The organism is Bradyrhizobium sp. LeoA1Lang (assembly GCF_055413685.1).
On sequence record NZ_JBVAPG010000025.1, the window covers coordinates 18523 to 36186 of the forward strand.

A 17664-nucleotide genomic window follows, 5' to 3' on the forward strand; every position below is an offset into this window, starting at 1 on the left:
GACAAGTTCATGGCCAGGAAGCTTCCGAAACGAGGTTTACCGCCGATGCATCCGGGCGAACTTCTTCGCGAGGAGATTTTGCCCGCTATCAGTCGGCCCAAGACGGAGATCGCTAAGCTGCTGGGGGTTTCGCGCCAGACGCTTTACGATGTGCTTACGGAAAAGCAGCCGGTGACGCCGATCATGGCGTTGCGACTTGGGAAGCTGTGCGGGAACGGTCCCGATCTCTGGCTCAATTTGCAGAAGCGCTACGATTTGCATCAGGCGCAGCAAGAGCTTGGCGAGAGGATCAAGAATATCCCGACACTGGAAGTTGCCTGAATCGGGGCTTGGCGGAGAAACCAGCCCATCACTGCACAAGACTGCGCACAGCCCATAACCCCACGAACAGCGCGCCGACCGAGCAGGCGAACGACACTGCCACATAGAGCAGCGTCAGGCCGAGCTCGCCGCGTTCATAGAGCAGGGCTGTATCGAGCGAGAACGAGGAGAAGGTGGTGAAGCCGCCGAGGATGCCCGTGGTCAGGAATAGACGCCAGGTCTGGGCGGCTTCCCCTCGGAAGGCGAAATAGCCCGCAAGCAAACCCATCACCAACGAGCCTACGACGTTGACCGTCAGCGTCCCGTACGGGAAGCCGGTCCCGAACGTGCGGGCGGTGGAGAGATTGACGCCGTGACGCAAGGCGCCGCCAATTCCGGCGCCGACGAAAACCAGAACGTAACCGAGCATATCACCTACTTTCTATTCGTTTGGATGCATGGAGATTTCGGCAAGCGCCGTCGCAACGCCGAGGACCAGCAAGGCGATGACGAGTTCGGCCGCAGCACCGAAGACGAAGGCAAGGATCGAGGCTGCTGACACGGCGCAGAGCAGGGCGCGCGCGAAGCGGTCACCACTGATCAGGCGCAGCAGGACGCGCAGCCGCGTCATCGGCTGCCTCTGCGATATGCGCGTTGCTTTGGTTGCATCGCCGCCTCTTTCCTTTTCGAGGCAGCAAAAAACCCGCTGTCAGCGGGTTAGATCCATGCTCCCGCCGCAGCGAGGCTTGCCGCCTCACTCAGCAGGAGTCATTAGCCCACGACGGGCGGGTATCGGGGGACTCCATCCCCATCTGCAGTTACAGGCTAACACATGATCGACGCCGGTCAAGGAAGCTTGGTCTGGCTCGCCCGGCTACATCGCGCGCACGCTGGCGAGGAACTTGTCGACTTCGATTTCCAGATCGGAGGCGTTTTTTGCGAGGCTTCCCGAGGCGGCGAGCACGTTGCTGGCGGCCTGGCTGGTGTCGCCGATGGCGCGATTGGTTCCGCTGATGTTGGTGGTGACTTCCTTGGTCGCGGCGGCTTGCTCCTCCACGGCGCTCGCAATCGCGGTGCTGATCTCGTTGATCTCTGTGATGGTCTGCGAGATCGCCTTGAGCGCGGCGGCGGTGTCGCCGGTGGCCGCCTGCATCTCCTGGATCTGCGTGGCAATGTCCTCGGTTGCCTTCGCGGTTTGGCCGGCGAGCGCCTTCACCTCCGAGGCCACCACGGCGAATCCTCTGCCCGCGTCGCCGGCACGGGCCGATTCGATGGTCGCGTTCAGGGCGAGGAGGTTGGTCTGGCCGGCGATCTGGCTGATCAAGGCGACGACATCGCCGATCCGCTGCGCGACGGTCACAAGTCCCGTGACCAGCCTGTCCGATTTCTCGGCCTCTTCAACGGCCGCCTTGGCCACGCGGCTGGCTTCGGTGACCTGCCGGCTGATCTCGTTGACCGAAGAGGAGAGCTGTTCTGAGGCCGATGCTGCGCTCGATGACCTCTGATTGACGAATTCGGCGGTCGCCGAGAGCGACTGCGCCGTGGTCTGCATTTGGCCGGAAGCTGAGGCCAGCGTGCCCACGAGGCCCTTCACGTTCTTCTCGAAGTTATCAGCCAGCTTCACATTGCGGGTGACCACCGCCCAGCTCAGCATCGCGCCGGCATAATTGCCGTTCTTGTCCGACAGCGCGGAGACCCTGAGGTCGAGTGTTTCCGGTCCCAGCTTGATCTTGGCCGCGTGCGGCAAATTCCGCGGATCTCCGACGATGCGGCGCTGGTGCTGTGGATTCCTGTGAAAGATATCGAAGGATTTTCCGAGAATCTGGTCCGGCGGCGCCGGGAGCAGGTGCTTGACGGTGTCGAGCGTCTTCAGGCTGGTCTTGTTGATGTAGGTGATCCTGCTATCGGGATCGCACATCATGATGTTGATGGGCATGTTGTCGAGCATCTGCAGTTGCCGTTCGGTCTCGGCCTCGAGCTTCGCCTTTTCAGTCGCCAGTTCCCAGGTCAGCATCGGTCCGGTGTAGCGGCCGCGGCTGTCCATCATCGCGGTCACGGTCAGGTCGAGGGTCTCGCCGCCGATCGTGATGCGCGCCTTGTGCGGCAAATTCTTCGGATTGGAGAGCAGCCGGCGCTGGCGCTGCGGTTCTTTATGGAAGATGTCGATCGATTGGCCGAGCAGGGCGTCGACCTTCACAGGCAGCACATGCTCGATCTTCTTGAGATTCTGCCTGGTGGATTCGTTGAGGTAGATGATCTTGAAATCGGTCAATTCGCAGATCATCACGCCGATCGGCATGTGATCCAACAGTCGAAATTCGCCTTTCGGCTTGAAGCCCGAAAGCATCAGCTCATCCCCCCAGCATTGCAACTTCCATGGATGCCCCGCGGCAGCCCCGTAAGCTGCAGAGAATCCGGCAGGAAGGCACGGTAATTGATTCGACCGCACGTTTCCAAACCCGTACACTACAACTCTCGTCTTACGGCGCACGGCGCGAGCGAGCCGGCAGCGAGGCCGGGAACGTTGTATGCCGCCACGCAAGGCAATTTCGCTTTCGCTGCTCCGCCTGCGTGCGAGCGTCGAGACCCGTTTCAAGCGTTTGAGAGAACCTTTCTGACGTTCGGCAATTAGGCGAACGAGGAAACACCTCAAAACCTGCGGAGAGTTCCATGCAAGTCCAGGAAATGATCAGCCGGCACCCACGGGCCCATGGCGAGGGCGATGGCCTGCTCGTCCGCTGCATCGAGCAATGCTATTCCTGCGCCCAGATCTGCACCTCTTGCGCCGACGCCTGCCTCGCGGAGGACATGGTCAAGTCGCTGACGCAATGCATCCGCCTCAATCTCGACTGTGCAGATGTCTGCAACGTCACGGGCAGGATGGCCACGCGTCAGACCGGCTGGGATGACGAGATGATCCGCCGCATGCTGCACACGTGCACTGCGGCCTGCCGGCTCTGCGCCGACGAATGCCAGAAACACGCAGGCGAGCACAAGCATTGCCGCATCTGCGCGGACGCCTGCCGCCGCTGCCTGCAGGCCTGCGACGAGGCCGGACGCAGCATGGCGCATTGAGGGGATTGGCAAATCTCGCGGCGCAGCAGCGAAGACATTCCTCTTGCTATAATTGCCGGTTCCAGAATTAACCTGAAACCGCGGCATCAAGCTTAATTCTGGTATTCTGCTGCACTCGGGAAATCTCGGCACTAGGTTGCGGTATGCCAAACCGCAACCGCCGCAACGAGCCGCCATCAGCGCCCTGGATCAGAAACGATCTCCGCGCGAGGTACGAAGAGATTCTTCGCCTGCGAGCCAAGTTGAAGCGCTTGCTCGCAAAGAAAGCCCGTGGCCAATCGAAGCGACGGTCCAGCCACCATTAAAGCGAAGGACGAGCGTGATGTGCTCTTGCACATCAGAGAATCCATTGGGCCACAAGCGTGAACGGCGAAATGGACTCAATGCCGGACTTGGGCAAAATGGGATCTCACTCTCGTGGGATTTGTGCACCCGGCGCGGCGTGACTGTGAGGCCTCCTTTCCGGCGGCGACACAATGCGATCGATTCTGCGGCACATAGCCTTGTAGCAATCGCATGCCGCTGCTTCGAGCCGCGGTCTGTCAATCTCAATCAGACCCCGTCGATTGGACCGGATGGCGCGCGACATCCGAAGCTTGTGCACGACCTGCGTCACGGTCGTTCGCCGCACGCCGAGCAAGGTCGAAAGTTCCTCCTGCGTCACCGGCAGGGTGTCACCATGAATTCTATCGTGGATGTGGAGCAGCCACCGCGCCAAGCGGGCGTCGACCGAGTGCAGCGCATTGCAGGCGCCCACGTACTGGAATTGCGTCATCAGGACCCCGGTGTGGGCCCAAACCAAATCCCTGATCGCGCCACTGTGGCTGAAGGCCGCATGAAATCGTGCAGGAGAAATCTGCAACGATGTCCCAGCGACGAGCACGATCGCGGTCGCCTCAGAGCGGGTGGGGCCCAGCGCCGACAACAGCCCCGCGGCTGCCTCATTCCCGATGACAGCGGTTGCCACCGTTTGTCCGTTGGGCATGTCCAGCATGAACGAAATCGTCGCGCTGCATGGGAAATAGATCTGCTCAATTCGCTCCGTCGATCGTATCAGAACCTCGTCGCGTTCAAGCGATACGTTTCGGAGGTAGGGAGCGAGCAAATTAAAATCTGCCGGCGGCAGTGCAGCTAACAGTCGATTACCAACCCTGGTAGGGTGCTCCATCACGGGAAAGCTCCTTCCCTCGACGGACGCGCGGCTCTCTGCAGAAAATTTCGGGGGCCAGGCTGCGGTGCCGCGCCTGATGGTCTTTCATTTCGCTAAGTTGTCCTGCTTGAAACGCACTGGTGGTAGCTTGGCAGCCTCTTCGCGAAGCGCCTTAGCGTCCGCAACCGGCGGGAGCACAACCGATCTCTCGGTTACCGACGCCCGCGAATAAACGCCACCAGCAACGCTAAAATTATGCGCCTAAATCCAAAATCGCGCTAGCCCTCCACGATGAACGATTTCGTAAGAACCTCGGGGCGTTTTGATCTGGATCAAGCTCGGCGGATGGGGCGGTGAACTCGTGGAAGCTTTGATCCAAGTCAAACGAAATGCAGGCTCGCGACGAAAACTGTGGGCGGTGCTGGTCGCCGTTGGCGCGGGCATCTCTGCCGGAGCTATCGGATCGACGGCACTCCATAATCGGGAGGATGCCCATGGCTCGTTACGGTCTCATCGGCTTCGCGGCAGCCATTCTTGTCGCTGCCAGTTTGGTTCCAGATGACGCTTTTGCCCGCCGTGGTGGAGGTGGAGGGCTCCGTGCCGGTGGATTTCATGGCGGCGGCATGCGCGGCGCTCAGTTCCGGGGCGGGGCCGTTCATGCCGGGCGCGTCGGCGGATACGGGGTCGCCGGACGTGGATACGGGTATCGGCCAATAGCGGGGCGGCCGGTTGCCCGAGGGGTTTACGGCAATGCGGCTTATCGTGGGGCGTGGACAGGAGCGGCCTATGGTCTGGGTGCGGCAGCGGTCGGAGCCGCCGCAGCCGGGGCCTACGGCTACTACGGCGGCGGCTACAACAACTGCTCCTATGACACCTACGGCAATTGGGTCTGCCCGGGTCAGTATCCCTATGGATATCGGTAGTGACGAAATCGATTGCGGACGGTAGTGCGCCAAGGCGGCTGCCGCCCGCTCTCAGATTTGTCGCCGCTTCCACCGGGCCTGACGCATCGCAATGGCAGCCGCTGCTGCAATCGCCCGATGTTCGGGAGAGTGCGCGCCATTCTCGAAAGGTCCTACGTCGTGCCCGTCGCTTCTCACCATGAGGGGCTAGTGTCGCGTGCGCGGCGAGACGAATTATGCAAGCGATTCCAACGTGATTTGCCCCGTCCAGCCTTGCCGCGAAAAATAAACCGCTTAACCCGTCGGGCAAATCAGTGATTTAACTCCGCGCGTCTCACCCAAGAGAGGGGCGGCTCGCGATCGTCACGAACGTTGCGGTGAGATGCGGTGGACGCGGGTGTTGCGAAAGACGAACGCGACATCAGCGGACGGCGAAGTCGTGTGGTTCTGGCGCCCCGACGCTGGCGCTAAGTTCGTAGAGATGATCTGCGGGCGACGGTGGCAAGAAAGCCCGGTCACCGGGGAGAGCACGAAGTAAGCCGTAAACCATCGCGCAGGGAAAGCCGGAATGCTTCGGTTGAACCTGTGGTCCTACCCCCGTGCTTTTTGTTGCACGGGACCCATGGGTGCAACCGGCACCCGGCTTTCCCTGCGCCCTCTGTTCGATGAGAGGGTGAAACGTGACGCAAGCTCGGGCAGTTCATGCCGCGAGAACGCGGACTCACATCCTCTCCGCTGTTTGAAATTTGAATCATAGCTCGCGGCGATGCTGTAGGGTGGGCAAAGCGAAGCGTGCCCACCATCCACGGGCGGTGCAAGAAAGGTGGGCACGCTGCGCTCTACCCATCCTACGGCCTGACCTCACTCGCTCGCCTCGAGCCATTCCGCGGCACCGCGCCAGAGCGTGTCGCGGTGCTCGGGGCGGAAGAAACCGAAATGGCCGATCTTCGCAACGCCTGCGTCCGCCGGTGTGATCGCGATGATCTCCGGTTTGGCGGCGCCAAATCCCGAGCACAGCAATTCGACCGCGGGCCGCGTCGCCCAGGGATCGTCGCTGATGCAGAGCGCGCGCAAGGCGCCCTTGAACTTCGCGAAATTCGACACCGCGGTGAGCGCGGCATCATCGAACAAATAGCACGGGCTGCTCACCCAATTCGTCCATTGCTCGAACACGCCCTTCGGCAAATCCATGCCGAGCCCCGCCCAGCCGGGTGTGTAGCCGAGCATGCGGGTCAACGGCAGAAGGACGTAATTCATGGCGGCGTAGACGCGGTAGCGTTCGGGCGAGGCCATCAATCGCCAGGTCGCGGCTTGCGAAGCGACCAGGAGCGCGCGCGACACCTCGATATTGTTCGGGATCAGCCCCAGCGCCTGGCCGCCGAAGGAATGGCCGACATAGGCGAGCGGCAGCGCCTGGTAGCGTTCGCGCATCCACGTCACGGCAGCGGTAACGTCGAGCGCGGCCCAGTCCGACATCGAGGCCTTGAAGCCGACCAGCGATTTCCGCGGGTTGTCTCCGCTCAGGACCTTCGGCCTGGAATCGCCGGTGCCGCGATAATCGTAGGTGAGGACGACAGAGCCGCGCTTGGCGAGATAGGCGGCAAAACCCCTGTAGACCTTGCGCGGCACGGCGGTCGCCGAATTGATCAGGACGGTTTGCCGCTTGGCGCCGCGGGGCAGGAACAGCGTCGCTCCGAGAGGATAGCCATCGATGGCGGGTACAGTGATGTCGTCGGTGAAGACGTCGTCGAGCGCAGCCTCAGCCACTTACGGAATTTCCTTAAGCGTTAACGTTTTGCTCTAACAGATGCGAATTCGGCTGTTGTCGCAAGAGGTTGAGCGGGCAGGTGGAAATCCGGCTGGCGGTCTTTCAAGAGCCTGTATATATAGCTTCGCTTTCCCGGATAAGTAGCGGTTTTTGCTCAGGAGTTAACGCCCATGTCCGAGCGCTGGACACCCGACAGTTGGCGCACCAAGACGGTCTTGCAGATGCCGGACTATCCGGATGGCAAGGTATTGGCCGACGTGGAGGCGCAGCTTGCGACCTTTCCGCCGCTGGTGTTCGCGGGCGAAGCCCGCAATCTGAAGAAGGCGCTGGCGCGCGTCGCCGCGGGCGAGGCCTTCCTCTTGCAGGGCGGCGACTGCGCGGAAAGTTTTGCCGAGCACGGCGCCAACAACATCCGCGACTTCTTCCGCGTGCTGCTGCAGATGGCGGTGGTCCTGACCTATGCCGGCGCGCTGCCGGTGGTGAAGGTCGGCCGCATCGCCGGACAATTCGCCAAGCCGCGCTCCTCGCCAACCGAAAAAGTTGCAGGCGTTGAACTGCCGAGCTATCGCGGCGACATCATCAACGACATCGCCTTCACCAAGGAGGCGCGCACGCCCGACCCGGGCCGGCAGTTGAACGCCTACCGGCAGTCGGCGGCGACCCTCAATCTGCTGCGGGCGTTCGCCACCGGCGGCTTCGCCAATCTCGGCAGCGTGCATCAGTGGATGCTCGGCTTCCTGAAGGACTCGCCGCAGTCACGCCGCTACAAGGAACTGGCCGACCGCATCTCGGAAGCGTTGAACTTCATGCGCGCCTGCGGCCTCGACCTCGAGAGCCATCCGGAACTGCGCTCGACCGATTTCTATACCAGCCACGAGGCGCTGCTGCTCGGCTATGAGCAGGCGCTGACCCGGGTCGATTCGACGACCGGGGATTGGTACGCGACCTCCGGCCACATGATCTGGATCGGCGACCGCACCCGTCAGCTCGAGAACGGCCATGTTGAATATTTCCGCGGCATCAAGAACCCGATCGGCCTGAAATGCGGCCCGTCGCTGAAGGCCGATGAGCTCTTGAAGCTGATCGACGTGCTGAACCCCGACAATGAGCCCGGGCGGCTGACGCTGATCGCCCGCTTCGGCGCCGACAAGGTCGGCGAGCATCTGCCGGCGCTGATCCGGGCGGTGCAGCGGGAAGGGCGCGTGGTGGTGTGGTCATGCGATCCCATGCATGGCAACACCGTCACCTCGACCACCGGCTACAAGACCCGGCCGTTCGACCGGGTGCTGTCGGAAGTGAAGTCGTTCTTCGCCATCCACCAGGCCGAGGGCAGCCATGCCGGCGGCGTTCATCTGGAGATGACGGGGCAGGACGTCACCGAATGCATCGGCGGCGCGCGCGCGATCACCGACGAGGATCTCAACGACCGCTACCACACGGTCTGCGATCCCCGCCTCAACGCCGAACAGTCGATCGACATGGCCTTCCTGATCGCGGAACTGTTGAAGCAGGAGCGCGCCGGCAAGGTCAAACCGATGCCGGCAGCCGCGGGGCTCTAACACTTGCTGCGGTTCTGGCGGGCCACCATCAACTCGTGGAACGGCCTTGGCTTCGCGATCCGCTCCGAGCAGGCGGTTCGCGAGGAGGTGGTGGCGCTGCTATTGTCGGTGCCGGCGGCGTGGCTGATCGGCGCGACGGTGATGCGCCGGGTCGAGCTCGTTGCAGCGGTGGTGCTGGTGCTCGTGGTCGAGCTGCTCAACACCGCCATCGAGAAGCTCGCCGACCGCCTGACCATGGACCATGATCCGCAGATCGGGCGGGTCAAGGACATGGGCTCCGCCGCGGTCGGCGTGACGCTGGTGATGGCCGGGCTGTTCTGGCTGTTCGCCCTCGCCGAGCGCATGGGCATGATCTAACGCAGGCGATTGCAGTTTACATGAGTGCAAGGCACCATTGATCTCATGAGCGAACCTGAGTTCATTGTTACACTGGCGCAATTGAATCCGACTGTCGGCGACGTCGCCGGCAACGCCGCGAAGGCGCGCGCCGCGCGGCAGACGGCGAAGGCCGCTGGCGCCGATCTGATGGTGCTGTCGGAACTGTTCATCGCCGGCTACCCGCCGGAGGACCTGATCCTGAAGCCGGCGTTCCAGGCCGCCTGCCGTGCCGCGGTCGAGGAACTGGCGCGCGAGACGGCCGATGGCGGTCCGGCTGTCCTGATCGGGACGCCCTGGGTCGAGGACGGCAAGCTCTACAATGCCTGCGCACTGCTCGATGGCGGTCGTGTCGCCGCGCTGCGCTTCAAGGCCAATTTGCCGAACTACGGCGTGTTCGACGAAAAACGGCTGTTCGCGCGCGGACCGGCGCCGGGCCCGGTGACGGTGAAGGGCGTCCGGGTCGGCGTGCCCATCTGCGAGGACATCTGGCTGGAAGAGTCCGAGGACTACGAGAACGTCGTCGAGTGTCTCGCCGAGACCGGCGCGGAAATCCTGGTCGTGCCGAACGGCTCGCCCTATGCGCGCGACAAGAACGATCTTCGGCTGTCGATCGCGGTCGCCCGCGTCACCGAAAGCGGTCTGCCGCTGATCTATCTGAACGAAGTGGGCGGGCAGGACGAACTGGTGTTCGACGGCGCCTCGTTCGCGCTCAACGCCGATCTCTCGGTGGCGGCGCAGTTGCCGGCCTTCGAGGAGAGCATCACCACGTTGCGTTGGACCAGGAGCGAGGCCGGCTGGCGCTGCAATGGGCCGATCATGCCGCTGCTCGAGGGCGACAAGGCGGATTACGCGGCCTGCGTGCTCGGTTTGCGCGACTATGTCCGCAAGAACAGCTTTCCGGGCGTGCTGCTCGGCGTTTCCGGCGGCATCGATTCGGCGCTATGCGCGGCGATCGCGGTGGATGCGCTCGGCGCCGACAAGGTTCACGGCGTGATGCTGCCGTTCCGCTACACCGCGCAGGTGTCGCTCGATGATGCGGCAAGCCTGACCAGGATGCTCGGCATTCGCTACGAGGTGCGGCCGATCGCGGATGCCGTGAACGGGTTCGAGAAGATCCTGTCCGAGCCGTTCAAGGGCCTGCCGCGCGACATCACCGAGGAGAATCTGCAGGCGCGCACCCGCGGCACGTTGTTGATGGCGCTCTCCAACAAGACCGGCGCGATGGTGGTGACCACCGGCAACAAGTCGGAGATGTCGGTCGGCTACGCCACGCTGTACGGCGACATGAACGGCGGCTTCAACCCGATCAAGGACATCTACAAGACCGAGGTCTTCCGGCTGTCTGCCTTGCGCAATAGCTGGAAGCCGGAAGGCGCCCTCGGCCCAACCGGCGAGGTGATCCCGCCCTCGATCATCACGCGGCCGCCGACGGCTGAACTGCGCGAGAACCAGACCGACCAGGACTCGCTGCCGCCTTACGAGGTGCTCGACGCGATCCTGGAGCGCCTGGTCGAGCGCGAGGAGCCCTTGGCGTCGATCATCGCTGCCGGTTTCGATCGTGAGCTGGTCGCGCGCATCGACCGCCTGCTTTCCATCGCCGAATACAAGCGCCGGCAGGCCGCGCCCGGCGTCAAGGTCACGCGTAAGAATTTCGGCCGCGACCGCCGCTATCCCATCACCAACCGCTTCCACGATCGCGGCGAGACGTTGCCGCAGCCGGACGAGAAGCTGGCGACGCGCGGTACCCGCGCCTCCGTGGAGGCGTTCGAAGGCTAGCTATTGTTGTTTCTTCGGGAGGAAAGTCGGGCCGACGGTGCGGATCGGCCGATCTCCCGGCGGGGTTTGATCAACCGGCGCCGCCGGTGCGTCGGGTGCAGGAGTCGCATTCGCGGACGCCGCGCCCTTCTTCCCGGCCGGCGCCTGCTTGGTGGACTGCTGTTGCGCGCGCTGCTGCATCTTCCGCGCGCTCTCCTCGGTGACGATGATGTCGCCCTGCTGCTCGACGGCGGCCTTGTCGTCGACCGATTTCAGCGCCTCCGCCCAGGTCTGGCCCGCCGGCTTGCAGGAGCAGGACGGATTGAACTCGGTGCGGAACTTGAACGCGTTCGGCAGCGACGTATAGGGCTGGCCATTGACCGAGATCGCCTGGTTGATGTCCTCGCCGGGATTGCGATAGGCGAACAGGGTTGCTTCCGCCGCCGGACACTGCGCCTTGCAGGTCTTCTCGTCGTCGGCAAAGCGCCCCTGCACGGTCGCGAACGAGATCGGGAAATAGGCGCCGTCGCAGCTCCGCACGCAGACCGTACGGTAGGTGCCGGATTGCGGGGCGAGGTCGCCGGCCGGCGGCGCAATGGTCACGTTGTCGTCGTTACGATTGCCGAAGAGATTGTCGAGGAAATTGCCCGGACCCCGCCCGGCATTGGCATATTGCGGGCCGCAATTGTTCTGCGCGAGCGCAGTCAGCACCGAGCGGCGCTGGTTCTCGCGGTCGGCGCCGCCGAGGCCGCCGCTGCGCATCCGCTCCAGGGTCATCATGATTTGATCGAGGTTGCCGCGCATCTGCTGGATCTGGGTGTTGATCGGGCCGCATTGCGCCGGTCCGTTGTTGAACAGCGAGAAGAAGCCGGAGCCGTCGCAGCCCATGCGCCGCCCCTGCGCGATCACACGGTCGAGCTCAGCCTGCTGTCTCGAGGCGGCCTCCTGGTAGCGGCGGATCTGCTCGTCCCTGATCGAATCGCCGCTGCCGCCGCCGCGGTCGATGGTCGCAAGCTGACCCTCGAGCCGGATGCAGATCGGGTTGGACGGCCCGCCCTGTTGCGGCGGCGCCTCCTGAGACATCTGCGCGTAAGCATCGTCAGGCGTCTGCGCCAAGGCATCAGTGGCCGGCAGGGCAGTGCCGAGCAGGAGGGCGCACGTCAAAATCCACGGGGCGAAGCAAGAGTTCAGGCGATTGGGCATGTCCAGTCACAGAATGACGCCGCGCAGCGGGCAAGCCCGAAAGGCGCGGCCAAGGCCGCCTGCAATAGCCGTTTCTCGGGGCAGCGTCACGTCGTTTCCGGGGCCCCGATGTGGCAAAACCCCGTGAGAAAACCGGCCCTTGGCTACCCATTGGCCGGATCAGCGCTGGCAGGTGATGGCGATATATTCGCCGCAGGCGCCCCCGCTGCAGTTTCCCGTGGCCTTCGGAACGGCGCCGGTAATTTCGTCAGGCTCGACGCGGCGATAGGCGGTGGCTTGGGCAAAATCTCGTGACTGGCAATAGGAGCGGGCGGCGTGAGCCCCGCATTTGTCGCCTCGCGCGAGGCATTCGTCGACACCGTAACCGTCATCGTGGTTGGCGATGATGAAGACGCGGCTGTCGGCCAGTGCGGCGGAGGTGGCTAAAATGAATGTGCAGGCAAGAAATGCGGATCGAAATCGCATGGGGCACCGAGAGGGGAGGGGAACCAGTGCCTATCCGATTACGCCCAATACATTAATAATGATTAACCATGGTGCGCTTGGAATCATCGCAAGGGTCGAAATCGCCTTCAGAACGGGCGCAAACAGCCCTTGACGCCGTCCCCAGGATGGCGCCATGGTGGAACCATGAACGGCCACCTCGCCATCTGCAGCATTTGCCGCGAGATTATTAGCTAGCGATTCGCTGGCTGAGGCCGTCTTTTCTCACATCGAGATCACGTGACGCCCCGGCCACAAGGGACGGGTATTCCATGCAATTGCGTCTGTACGATACGTTGACCCGGGAAAAGCGGCCCTTCGTGCCGCTCGATCCCAACAATGTGCGCATGTATGTCTGCGGGCCGACGGTCTACGACTTCGCCCATATCGGCAACGCGCGCCCGGTGATCGTCTTCGACGTGCTGTTCCGCCTGCTGCGGCATGTCTATGGCGAGAACCACGTCAAATATGTCCGGAACGTCACCGACGTCGACGACAAGATCAACGACCGCGCCGCTCGGGATTATCCCGGCCTGCCGCTGAACGAGGCGATCCGCAAGGTCACCGAGCAGACGGAGCGCCAGTTTCATGAGGACGTCGACGCGCTAGGCGCCTTGCGCCCCACGGTCGAGCCGCGCGCGACCGAGCACATCGCGGAGATGCGTGTGCTGATCGAGAAGCTGGTCACAGACGGTTTTGCCTATGTCGCCGAAGATCACGTGCTGTTTTCGCCGCAGGCGATGAACGCGGCCAACGGTGTGCTGCCGCGCTATGGCGCGCTCGCCAACCGCTCGCTGGACGAGATGATCGCTGGCGCCCGCGTCGACGTCGCCCCCTACAAGCGCGACAACACCGATTTCGTGCTGTGGAAGCCAGCGAAGCCCGGCGAGCCGTCCTGGCCGTCGCCATCAGGCATCGCAGTGCCGGGACGTCCGGGCTGGCATATCGAATGCTCGGCGATGGCCTGGAAACATCTCGGCGAGCAGTTCGATATCCATGGCGGCGGCATCGATCTGGTGTTCCCGCATCATGAGAACGAACTCGCGCAAAGCTGCTGCGCCTTCCACGAAGCGCGCATGGCAAACACCTGGATGCACAATGGCTTCCTTCAAGTCGAAGGCGAGAAGATGTCGAAGTCGCTCGGCAACTTTGTCACGATCAGGGAATTGCTGGCGGACTGGCCGGGTGAAGTGCTGCGCCTCAACATGCTCAGGACGCATTATCGCTCGCCGATCGACTGGACGCTGAAGGGACTGGAAGAGAGCACCAAGACGCTCGACGACTGGTACGCCGTCGCGGCCGATGCCGCGGGCGATCGGCCGGCGGAGGCCGTTGTCGAGGCGTTGTCCGACGACCTTAACACGGCACAGACGATTACGGCGCTGCACGGGTTGCGGAATGCGGCTGCAAGCGCTGAACAGGCGCGCGGCACCTTTGCGGCGTCGCTCCGGTTCCTGGGCTTCCTCGGCCAGAGTGCCGCGGAATGGAAGGGCCGCAAGCAGCAGGCGAGTGGTATCGACCCGAAATGGGTTGAAGGGCTGATCTCGGATCGGGCAGCCGCGCGTGCGCGGAAGGATTTCAAGGAGTCCGATCGCATCCGCGACGAGCTCGCGGCGAAGGGCGTCGTGCTGAAGGACGGCAAGGGTGCTGACGGCAAACCCGTGACCACATGGGAGTTGGCATGATGGCACAGGCGCTCCCACAACCCGGACTGCGACCGTTCCTGTCGGCGGATACGCCGATACTGGCGGCGATCTTCGTGGCCGCGATCCAGGAACTGACCGGAGACGACTACGGCGAGACGCAGCAGGAAGCCTGGGCAGCCGTGGCCGATGACGAGGTCGCCTTCGGCAAGAAACTCGCCGGGGAGCTGACGTTGATCGCGACCATCCAGAATTCGCCGGTCGGCTTTGCTTCGCTGAAGAACAACAACCAGATCGACATGCTCTATGTGCATCCGAGCGTGGCCGGGCAGGGCGTCGGCGCGATGCTGTGCGACGCGCTGGAAAAGCTCGCCAGCGCGCGCGGCACCAAGACGCTTTCGGTCGATGCCAGCGACAACGCGCTCGATTTCTTCCGCAAGCGCGGCTACGTCGCCAAGCAGCGCAACAGCGTAAGCATTGAGGGCGAGTGGCTCGCCAACACCACGATGCAGAAGGCGCTAGCGAATGGCACCGCCGCGGGAGGCACGCCGTGAGCCGCGAACGCCTCTATCTCTTCGACACCACCCTGCGCGATGGCGCGCAGACCAACGGCGTCGATTTCACGCTGCAGGACAAGCAGGTGATCGCGCAGATGCTGGATGAACTCGGCATCGACTATGTCGAGGGCGGCTATCCCGGCGCCAACCCGACCGACACCGAGTTCTTCTCGGCAAAGCCGAAATTCGACCATGCGCGCTTCACCGCCTTCGGCATGACGCGGCGTCCGGGCCGCTCGGCGTCCAACGATCCCGGGTTGGCGACGATCCTGGAGGCGAAGGCGGACGCGATCTGCTTCGTCGCGAAGTCGAGCGCCTATCAGGTGCGCGTCGCGCTCGAGACCACGAACGAGGAGAACCTCGCTTCGATCCGTGACAGCGTCGCCGCGGCGACGGCTGCCGGGCGCGAGGTGATGGTCGATTGCGAGCATTTCTTCGACGGCTACAAGGAGAATGCTGAGTTCGCGCTGGCGTGCGCCAAGGCCGCCTATGAGGCCGGCGCGCGCTGGGTGGTGTTGTGCGACACCAATGGCGGCAGCATGCCGTACGAAATTGAAACCATCGTCGGCGATGTCGTGCGCCACATTCCCGGCAACCATGTCGGCATCCACGCCCATAACGATACCGAGCAGGCGGTGGCGAACTCGCTTGCCGCGGTACGCGCCGGCGCGCGCCAGATCCAGGGCACGCTGAACGGGTTAGGGGAACGTTGCGGCAATGCCAATCTCTGCTCGCTGATCCCGACGCTCAAGCTGAAGAAGGAGTTCTCCGAGAATTTCGAGATCGGCGTCACCGCCGAGAAGATGACGACGCTGGTCAAGGTATCGCGCACGCTCGACGACATGCTCAACCGCGCGCCGAACCGGCACGCGGCTTATGTCGGCGAAAGCGCCTTCGTCACCAAGACCGGCATCCATGCTTCCGCCGTGCTGAAGGACCCGCAGACCTACGAGCACGTGCCGCCGGAATCCGTCGGCAATCACCGCAAGGTGCTGGTGTCGGATCAGGCCGGACGCTCCAACGTCATCGCCGAGCTCGATCGGGCAGGCATTCCCTACGAAAAGAACGATCCGAAGCTCACGCGGCTCGTCGGCGAGCTGAAGGAGCGCGAGGCCGCGGGCTTCGCCTATGAATCTGCCAACGCCTCGTTCGAGCTGCTGGCGCGGCGCACGCTCGGAAAGGTGCCGGAATATTTCAAGGTCGAGCAGTTCGACGTCAATGTCGAGCAGCGCGACAATGCACTCGGCCAGCGCGTCACGGTCGCGCTCGCGGTGGTGAAGGTCAACGTCGCCGGCGAGCGGCTGATCTCGGCTGCCGAAGGCAACGGCCCCGTCAACGCGCTCGACGTCGCCTTGCGCAAGGACCTCGGCAAGTATCAGAAATATATCGAGGGATTGAAGCTGATCGATTACCGCGTGCGTATCCTCAATGGAGGCACGGAGGCGGTAACGCGCGTGCTGATCGAGAGCGAGGATGAGACCGGCGAAAGCTGGACCACGGTCGGCGTGTCGCCGAACATCATCGATGCCTCGTTCCAGGCGCTGATGGATTCAGTGTTCTACAAGCTGGTGAAATCAGGCGCGTCTGGGTGAAGCTCGCGGCGACGCATCGCCAAACGCCGTCATTGCGAGCGAAGCGAAGCAATCCATCTCTCCGCGCAAGCGGACGCATGGATTGCTTCGTCGCTTCGCTCCTCGCAATGACGGTGAACCTGGGGTGAGGGCCACGCATGATCGACCATATCTCCGTCGGCGTCAGCGATCTCGAACGTTCCGCGCGTTTCTATGAGGCGACGCTCGCGCCGCTTGGCCTCTCGCGTCTGGTCACCCGTCCGGCCACGATCGGGTTCGGCAAGAGCTATCCCGAATTCTGGATCAACCTGCGCGCCGGCATGAAGCCGGTCGCCTCTGACAGTGGCAGCCACGTCTGCCTGCGGGCAAAATCAACTGCCGACGTCGATGCCTTCCATGCTGCGGCGCTGAGTGCCGGCGGCCGCTCGGACGGCGCGCCTGGCCTGCGCCCGCACGACCGTGTCAGGTACTACGCGGCCTTCGTCACCGACCCCGATGGCAACCGCATCGAGGCGGTGACGTTTCCGAGCGAGTGAGCTCTTACAGTCGCCGCGCCACGTCTGGCGCGAGTTCCTTGCCGGCCTCGGGCGAGCGCGCGGCAGCGGCGCGCAGGCGAGGCACGATATCCTCGACGCGGTCGGCCGTCAGCACCTCGAGCGGCAGCGTCGCGCGGATGAAGGCCGTCGAGCGCATATGATCGAGCAACGCGAGCAGCGGCTCCCAAAAACCGTCGATATTGGCGAGCAGCACCGGCTTCGTATGCCGGCCGAGCTGCTGCCAGGTGAGCTGCTCGACCAGTTCCTCAAGCGTGCCGATGCCGCCGGGCAGTGCCACGAAGGCATCCGACCGTTCGAACATCAGCCGCTTGCGCTCGTGCATGTCGGGCGTGACGATCATCTCCTGGACGCGCGTGAGCGCGTTCTCGCGGGCGCGGAGAAAATCCGGGATGATGCCGGTGACCTTGCCGCCATGGTCGAGTGTGGAGGTCGCGACCGCGCCCATCAGTCCGATTGAGCCGCCACCATAGACGAGGCGGATGTCACTCTCGGCAAAGATCCTTCCGAGCGTGTTGGCTGCTTCGACAAAGCTGGGGCTGGTGCCGGGGCCGGAGCCGCAATAGACGCAGACGGTCTTGATCTGGTTCATTGGTCTGATTTGGTTCATCCGCTCATGTGGCACTGCAACGAAAAAAACGTCAAGCCCGGCATTTCACGTGGCGTGGCGTAAAAGTGGCGTAAATCGCTGAAAATCGTGAAAGATCCACTCCATGAGGGTTTCCGCGAGATCAAAATCGCCTATATGACGGGCACAATGCGGATC

18 protein-coding genes and 1 riboswitch are annotated in these 17664 nt (G+C 63.3%); of the genes, 10 read left to right on the top strand and 8 right to left on the bottom strand.

From position 1 onward, the window contains the following. The first annotated feature begins 9 nt into the window (after positions 1 to 9). Complete coding sequence (locus ACZYOF_RS11600) at positions 10 to 321, top strand: HigA family addiction module antitoxin (protein WP_463715831.1); 312 nt, start codon at positions 10 to 12, stop codon at positions 319 to 321. Between the two features lie 28 nt (positions 322 to 349). Here the strand turns inward: ACZYOF_RS11600 and crcB are convergent, their stop codons facing one another. From crcB to ACZYOF_RS11615, 3 genes are all read right to left on the bottom strand, one after another. After that, on the bottom strand, positions 350 to 730 hold the full coding sequence (gene crcB / locus ACZYOF_RS11605; protein ID WP_130578965.1) for a fluoride efflux transporter CrcB: 381 nt from the start codon (positions 728 to 730) through the stop codon (positions 350 to 352). A gap of 12 nt (positions 731 to 742) precedes the next feature. After that, positions 743 to 931, bottom strand: coding sequence for a hypothetical protein (locus ACZYOF_RS11610; protein WP_130578966.1), 189 nt, complete (start codon positions 929 to 931; stop codon positions 743 to 745). A gap of 124 nt (positions 932 to 1055) precedes the next feature. After that, a riboswitch (Fluoride riboswitch) is annotated at positions 1056 to 1119 on the bottom strand. 55 nt (positions 1120 to 1174) lie between these two features. After that, positions 1175 to 2647 carry a methyl-accepting chemotaxis protein gene (locus ACZYOF_RS11615; protein WP_463715832.1) on the bottom strand — a complete coding sequence of 491 codons (1473 nt, stop codon included), beginning with the start codon at positions 2645 to 2647 and terminating at the stop codon, positions 1175 to 1177. Positions 2648 to 2970: 323 nt separating this feature from the next. Between ACZYOF_RS11615 and ACZYOF_RS11620 the strand changes: the two genes are divergently transcribed. Then, on the top strand, positions 2971 to 3375 hold the full coding sequence (locus tag ACZYOF_RS11620; protein WP_463715833.1) for a four-helix bundle copper-binding protein: 405 nt from the start codon (positions 2971 to 2973) through the stop codon (positions 3373 to 3375). A gap of 409 nt (positions 3376 to 3784) precedes the next feature. On the opposite strand, the gene ACZYOF_RS11625 is transcribed toward ACZYOF_RS11620, so the two are convergent. Continuing rightward, entirely contained in the window at positions 3785 to 4543 is a 759-nt protein-coding gene (locus ACZYOF_RS11625) for a Crp/Fnr family transcriptional regulator (RefSeq protein ID WP_463715834.1), read from the bottom strand. Positions 4544 to 5019: 476 nt separating this feature from the next. Here ACZYOF_RS11625 and ACZYOF_RS11630 point away from each other — a divergent pair, with 476 nt between their 5' ends. Beyond that, complete coding sequence (locus ACZYOF_RS11630) at positions 5020 to 5448, top strand: hypothetical protein (RefSeq protein WP_130578970.1); 429 nt, start codon at positions 5020 to 5022, stop codon at positions 5446 to 5448. Positions 5449 to 6288: 840 nt separating this feature from the next. On the opposite strand, the gene ACZYOF_RS11635 is transcribed toward ACZYOF_RS11630, so the two are convergent. Beyond that, on the bottom strand, positions 6289 to 7194 hold the full coding sequence (locus tag ACZYOF_RS11635) for an alpha/beta hydrolase family protein (RefSeq protein WP_463715835.1): 906 nt from the start codon (positions 7192 to 7194) through the stop codon (positions 6289 to 6291). A 171-nt stretch (positions 7195 to 7365) separates the two neighbouring features. Here ACZYOF_RS11635 and ACZYOF_RS11640 point away from each other — a divergent pair, with 171 nt between their 5' ends. From ACZYOF_RS11640 to ACZYOF_RS11650, 3 genes are read left to right on the top strand one after another with little or no spacing between them, the layout of a single operon-like run. Further along, positions 7366 to 8754: a class II 3-deoxy-7-phosphoheptulonate synthase gene (locus ACZYOF_RS11640; RefSeq protein ID WP_463715836.1), complete on the top strand. Its 1389-nt coding sequence runs from the start codon at positions 7366 to 7368 to the stop codon at positions 8752 to 8754. A 3-nt stretch (positions 8755 to 8757) separates the two neighbouring features. After that, the gene (locus ACZYOF_RS11645; protein ID WP_130581873.1) at positions 8758 to 9111 is read left to right on the top strand and encodes a diacylglycerol kinase; all 354 of its coding nucleotides are present in this window, start codon (positions 8758 to 8760) and stop codon (positions 9109 to 9111) included. A 45-nt stretch (positions 9112 to 9156) separates the two neighbouring features. Next, on the top strand, positions 9157 to 10908 hold the full coding sequence (locus tag ACZYOF_RS11650; protein ID WP_463715837.1) for an NAD+ synthase: 1752 nt from the start codon (positions 9157 to 9159) through the stop codon (positions 10906 to 10908). On the opposite strand, the gene ACZYOF_RS11655 is transcribed toward ACZYOF_RS11650, so the two are convergent. Beyond that, positions 10909 to 12090 carry a DUF2865 domain-containing protein gene (locus ACZYOF_RS11655; RefSeq protein WP_463715838.1) on the bottom strand — a complete coding sequence of 394 codons (1182 nt, stop codon included), beginning with the start codon at positions 12088 to 12090 and terminating at the stop codon, positions 10909 to 10911. A 159-nt stretch (positions 12091 to 12249) separates the two neighbouring features. Then, positions 12250 to 12555, bottom strand: coding sequence for a hypothetical protein (locus ACZYOF_RS11660; protein WP_463715839.1), 306 nt, complete (start codon positions 12553 to 12555; stop codon positions 12250 to 12252). Between the two features lie 290 nt (positions 12556 to 12845). On the opposite strand from ACZYOF_RS11660, the gene cysS reads away from it, so the two are divergent. The 4 genes from cysS to ACZYOF_RS11680 all read left to right on the top strand — a co-directional run bounded on the left by cysS (position 12846) and on the right by ACZYOF_RS11680 (position 16880). Continuing rightward, positions 12846 to 14258, top strand: a complete 1413-nt coding sequence (gene cysS, locus ACZYOF_RS11665; RefSeq protein ID WP_463715840.1) for a cysteine--tRNA ligase — start codon at positions 12846 to 12848, stop codon at positions 14256 to 14258. Then, complete coding sequence (locus tag ACZYOF_RS11670) at positions 14258 to 14770, top strand: GNAT family N-acetyltransferase (RefSeq protein WP_463715841.1); 513 nt, start codon at positions 14258 to 14260, stop codon at positions 14768 to 14770. The genes cysS and ACZYOF_RS11670 overlap by 1 nt, the downstream gene beginning before the upstream one ends. Then, a complete protein-coding gene (cimA, locus tag ACZYOF_RS11675; protein ID WP_463715842.1) occupies positions 14767 to 16365 on the top strand; it encodes a citramalate synthase in 1599 nt (532 codons plus the stop codon). The genes ACZYOF_RS11670 and cimA overlap by 4 nt, the downstream gene beginning before the upstream one ends. A gap of 137 nt (positions 16366 to 16502) precedes the next feature. After that, on the top strand, positions 16503 to 16880 hold the full coding sequence (locus tag ACZYOF_RS11680) for a VOC family protein (protein ID WP_463715843.1): 378 nt from the start codon (positions 16503 to 16505) through the stop codon (positions 16878 to 16880). 4 nt (positions 16881 to 16884) lie between these two features. Here the strand turns inward: ACZYOF_RS11680 and ACZYOF_RS11685 are convergent, their stop codons facing one another. After that, positions 16885 to 17490, bottom strand: coding sequence for an LOG family protein (locus tag ACZYOF_RS11685; protein WP_165421379.1), 606 nt, complete (start codon positions 17488 to 17490; stop codon positions 16885 to 16887). Positions 17491 to 17664: the final 174 nt, after the last annotated feature.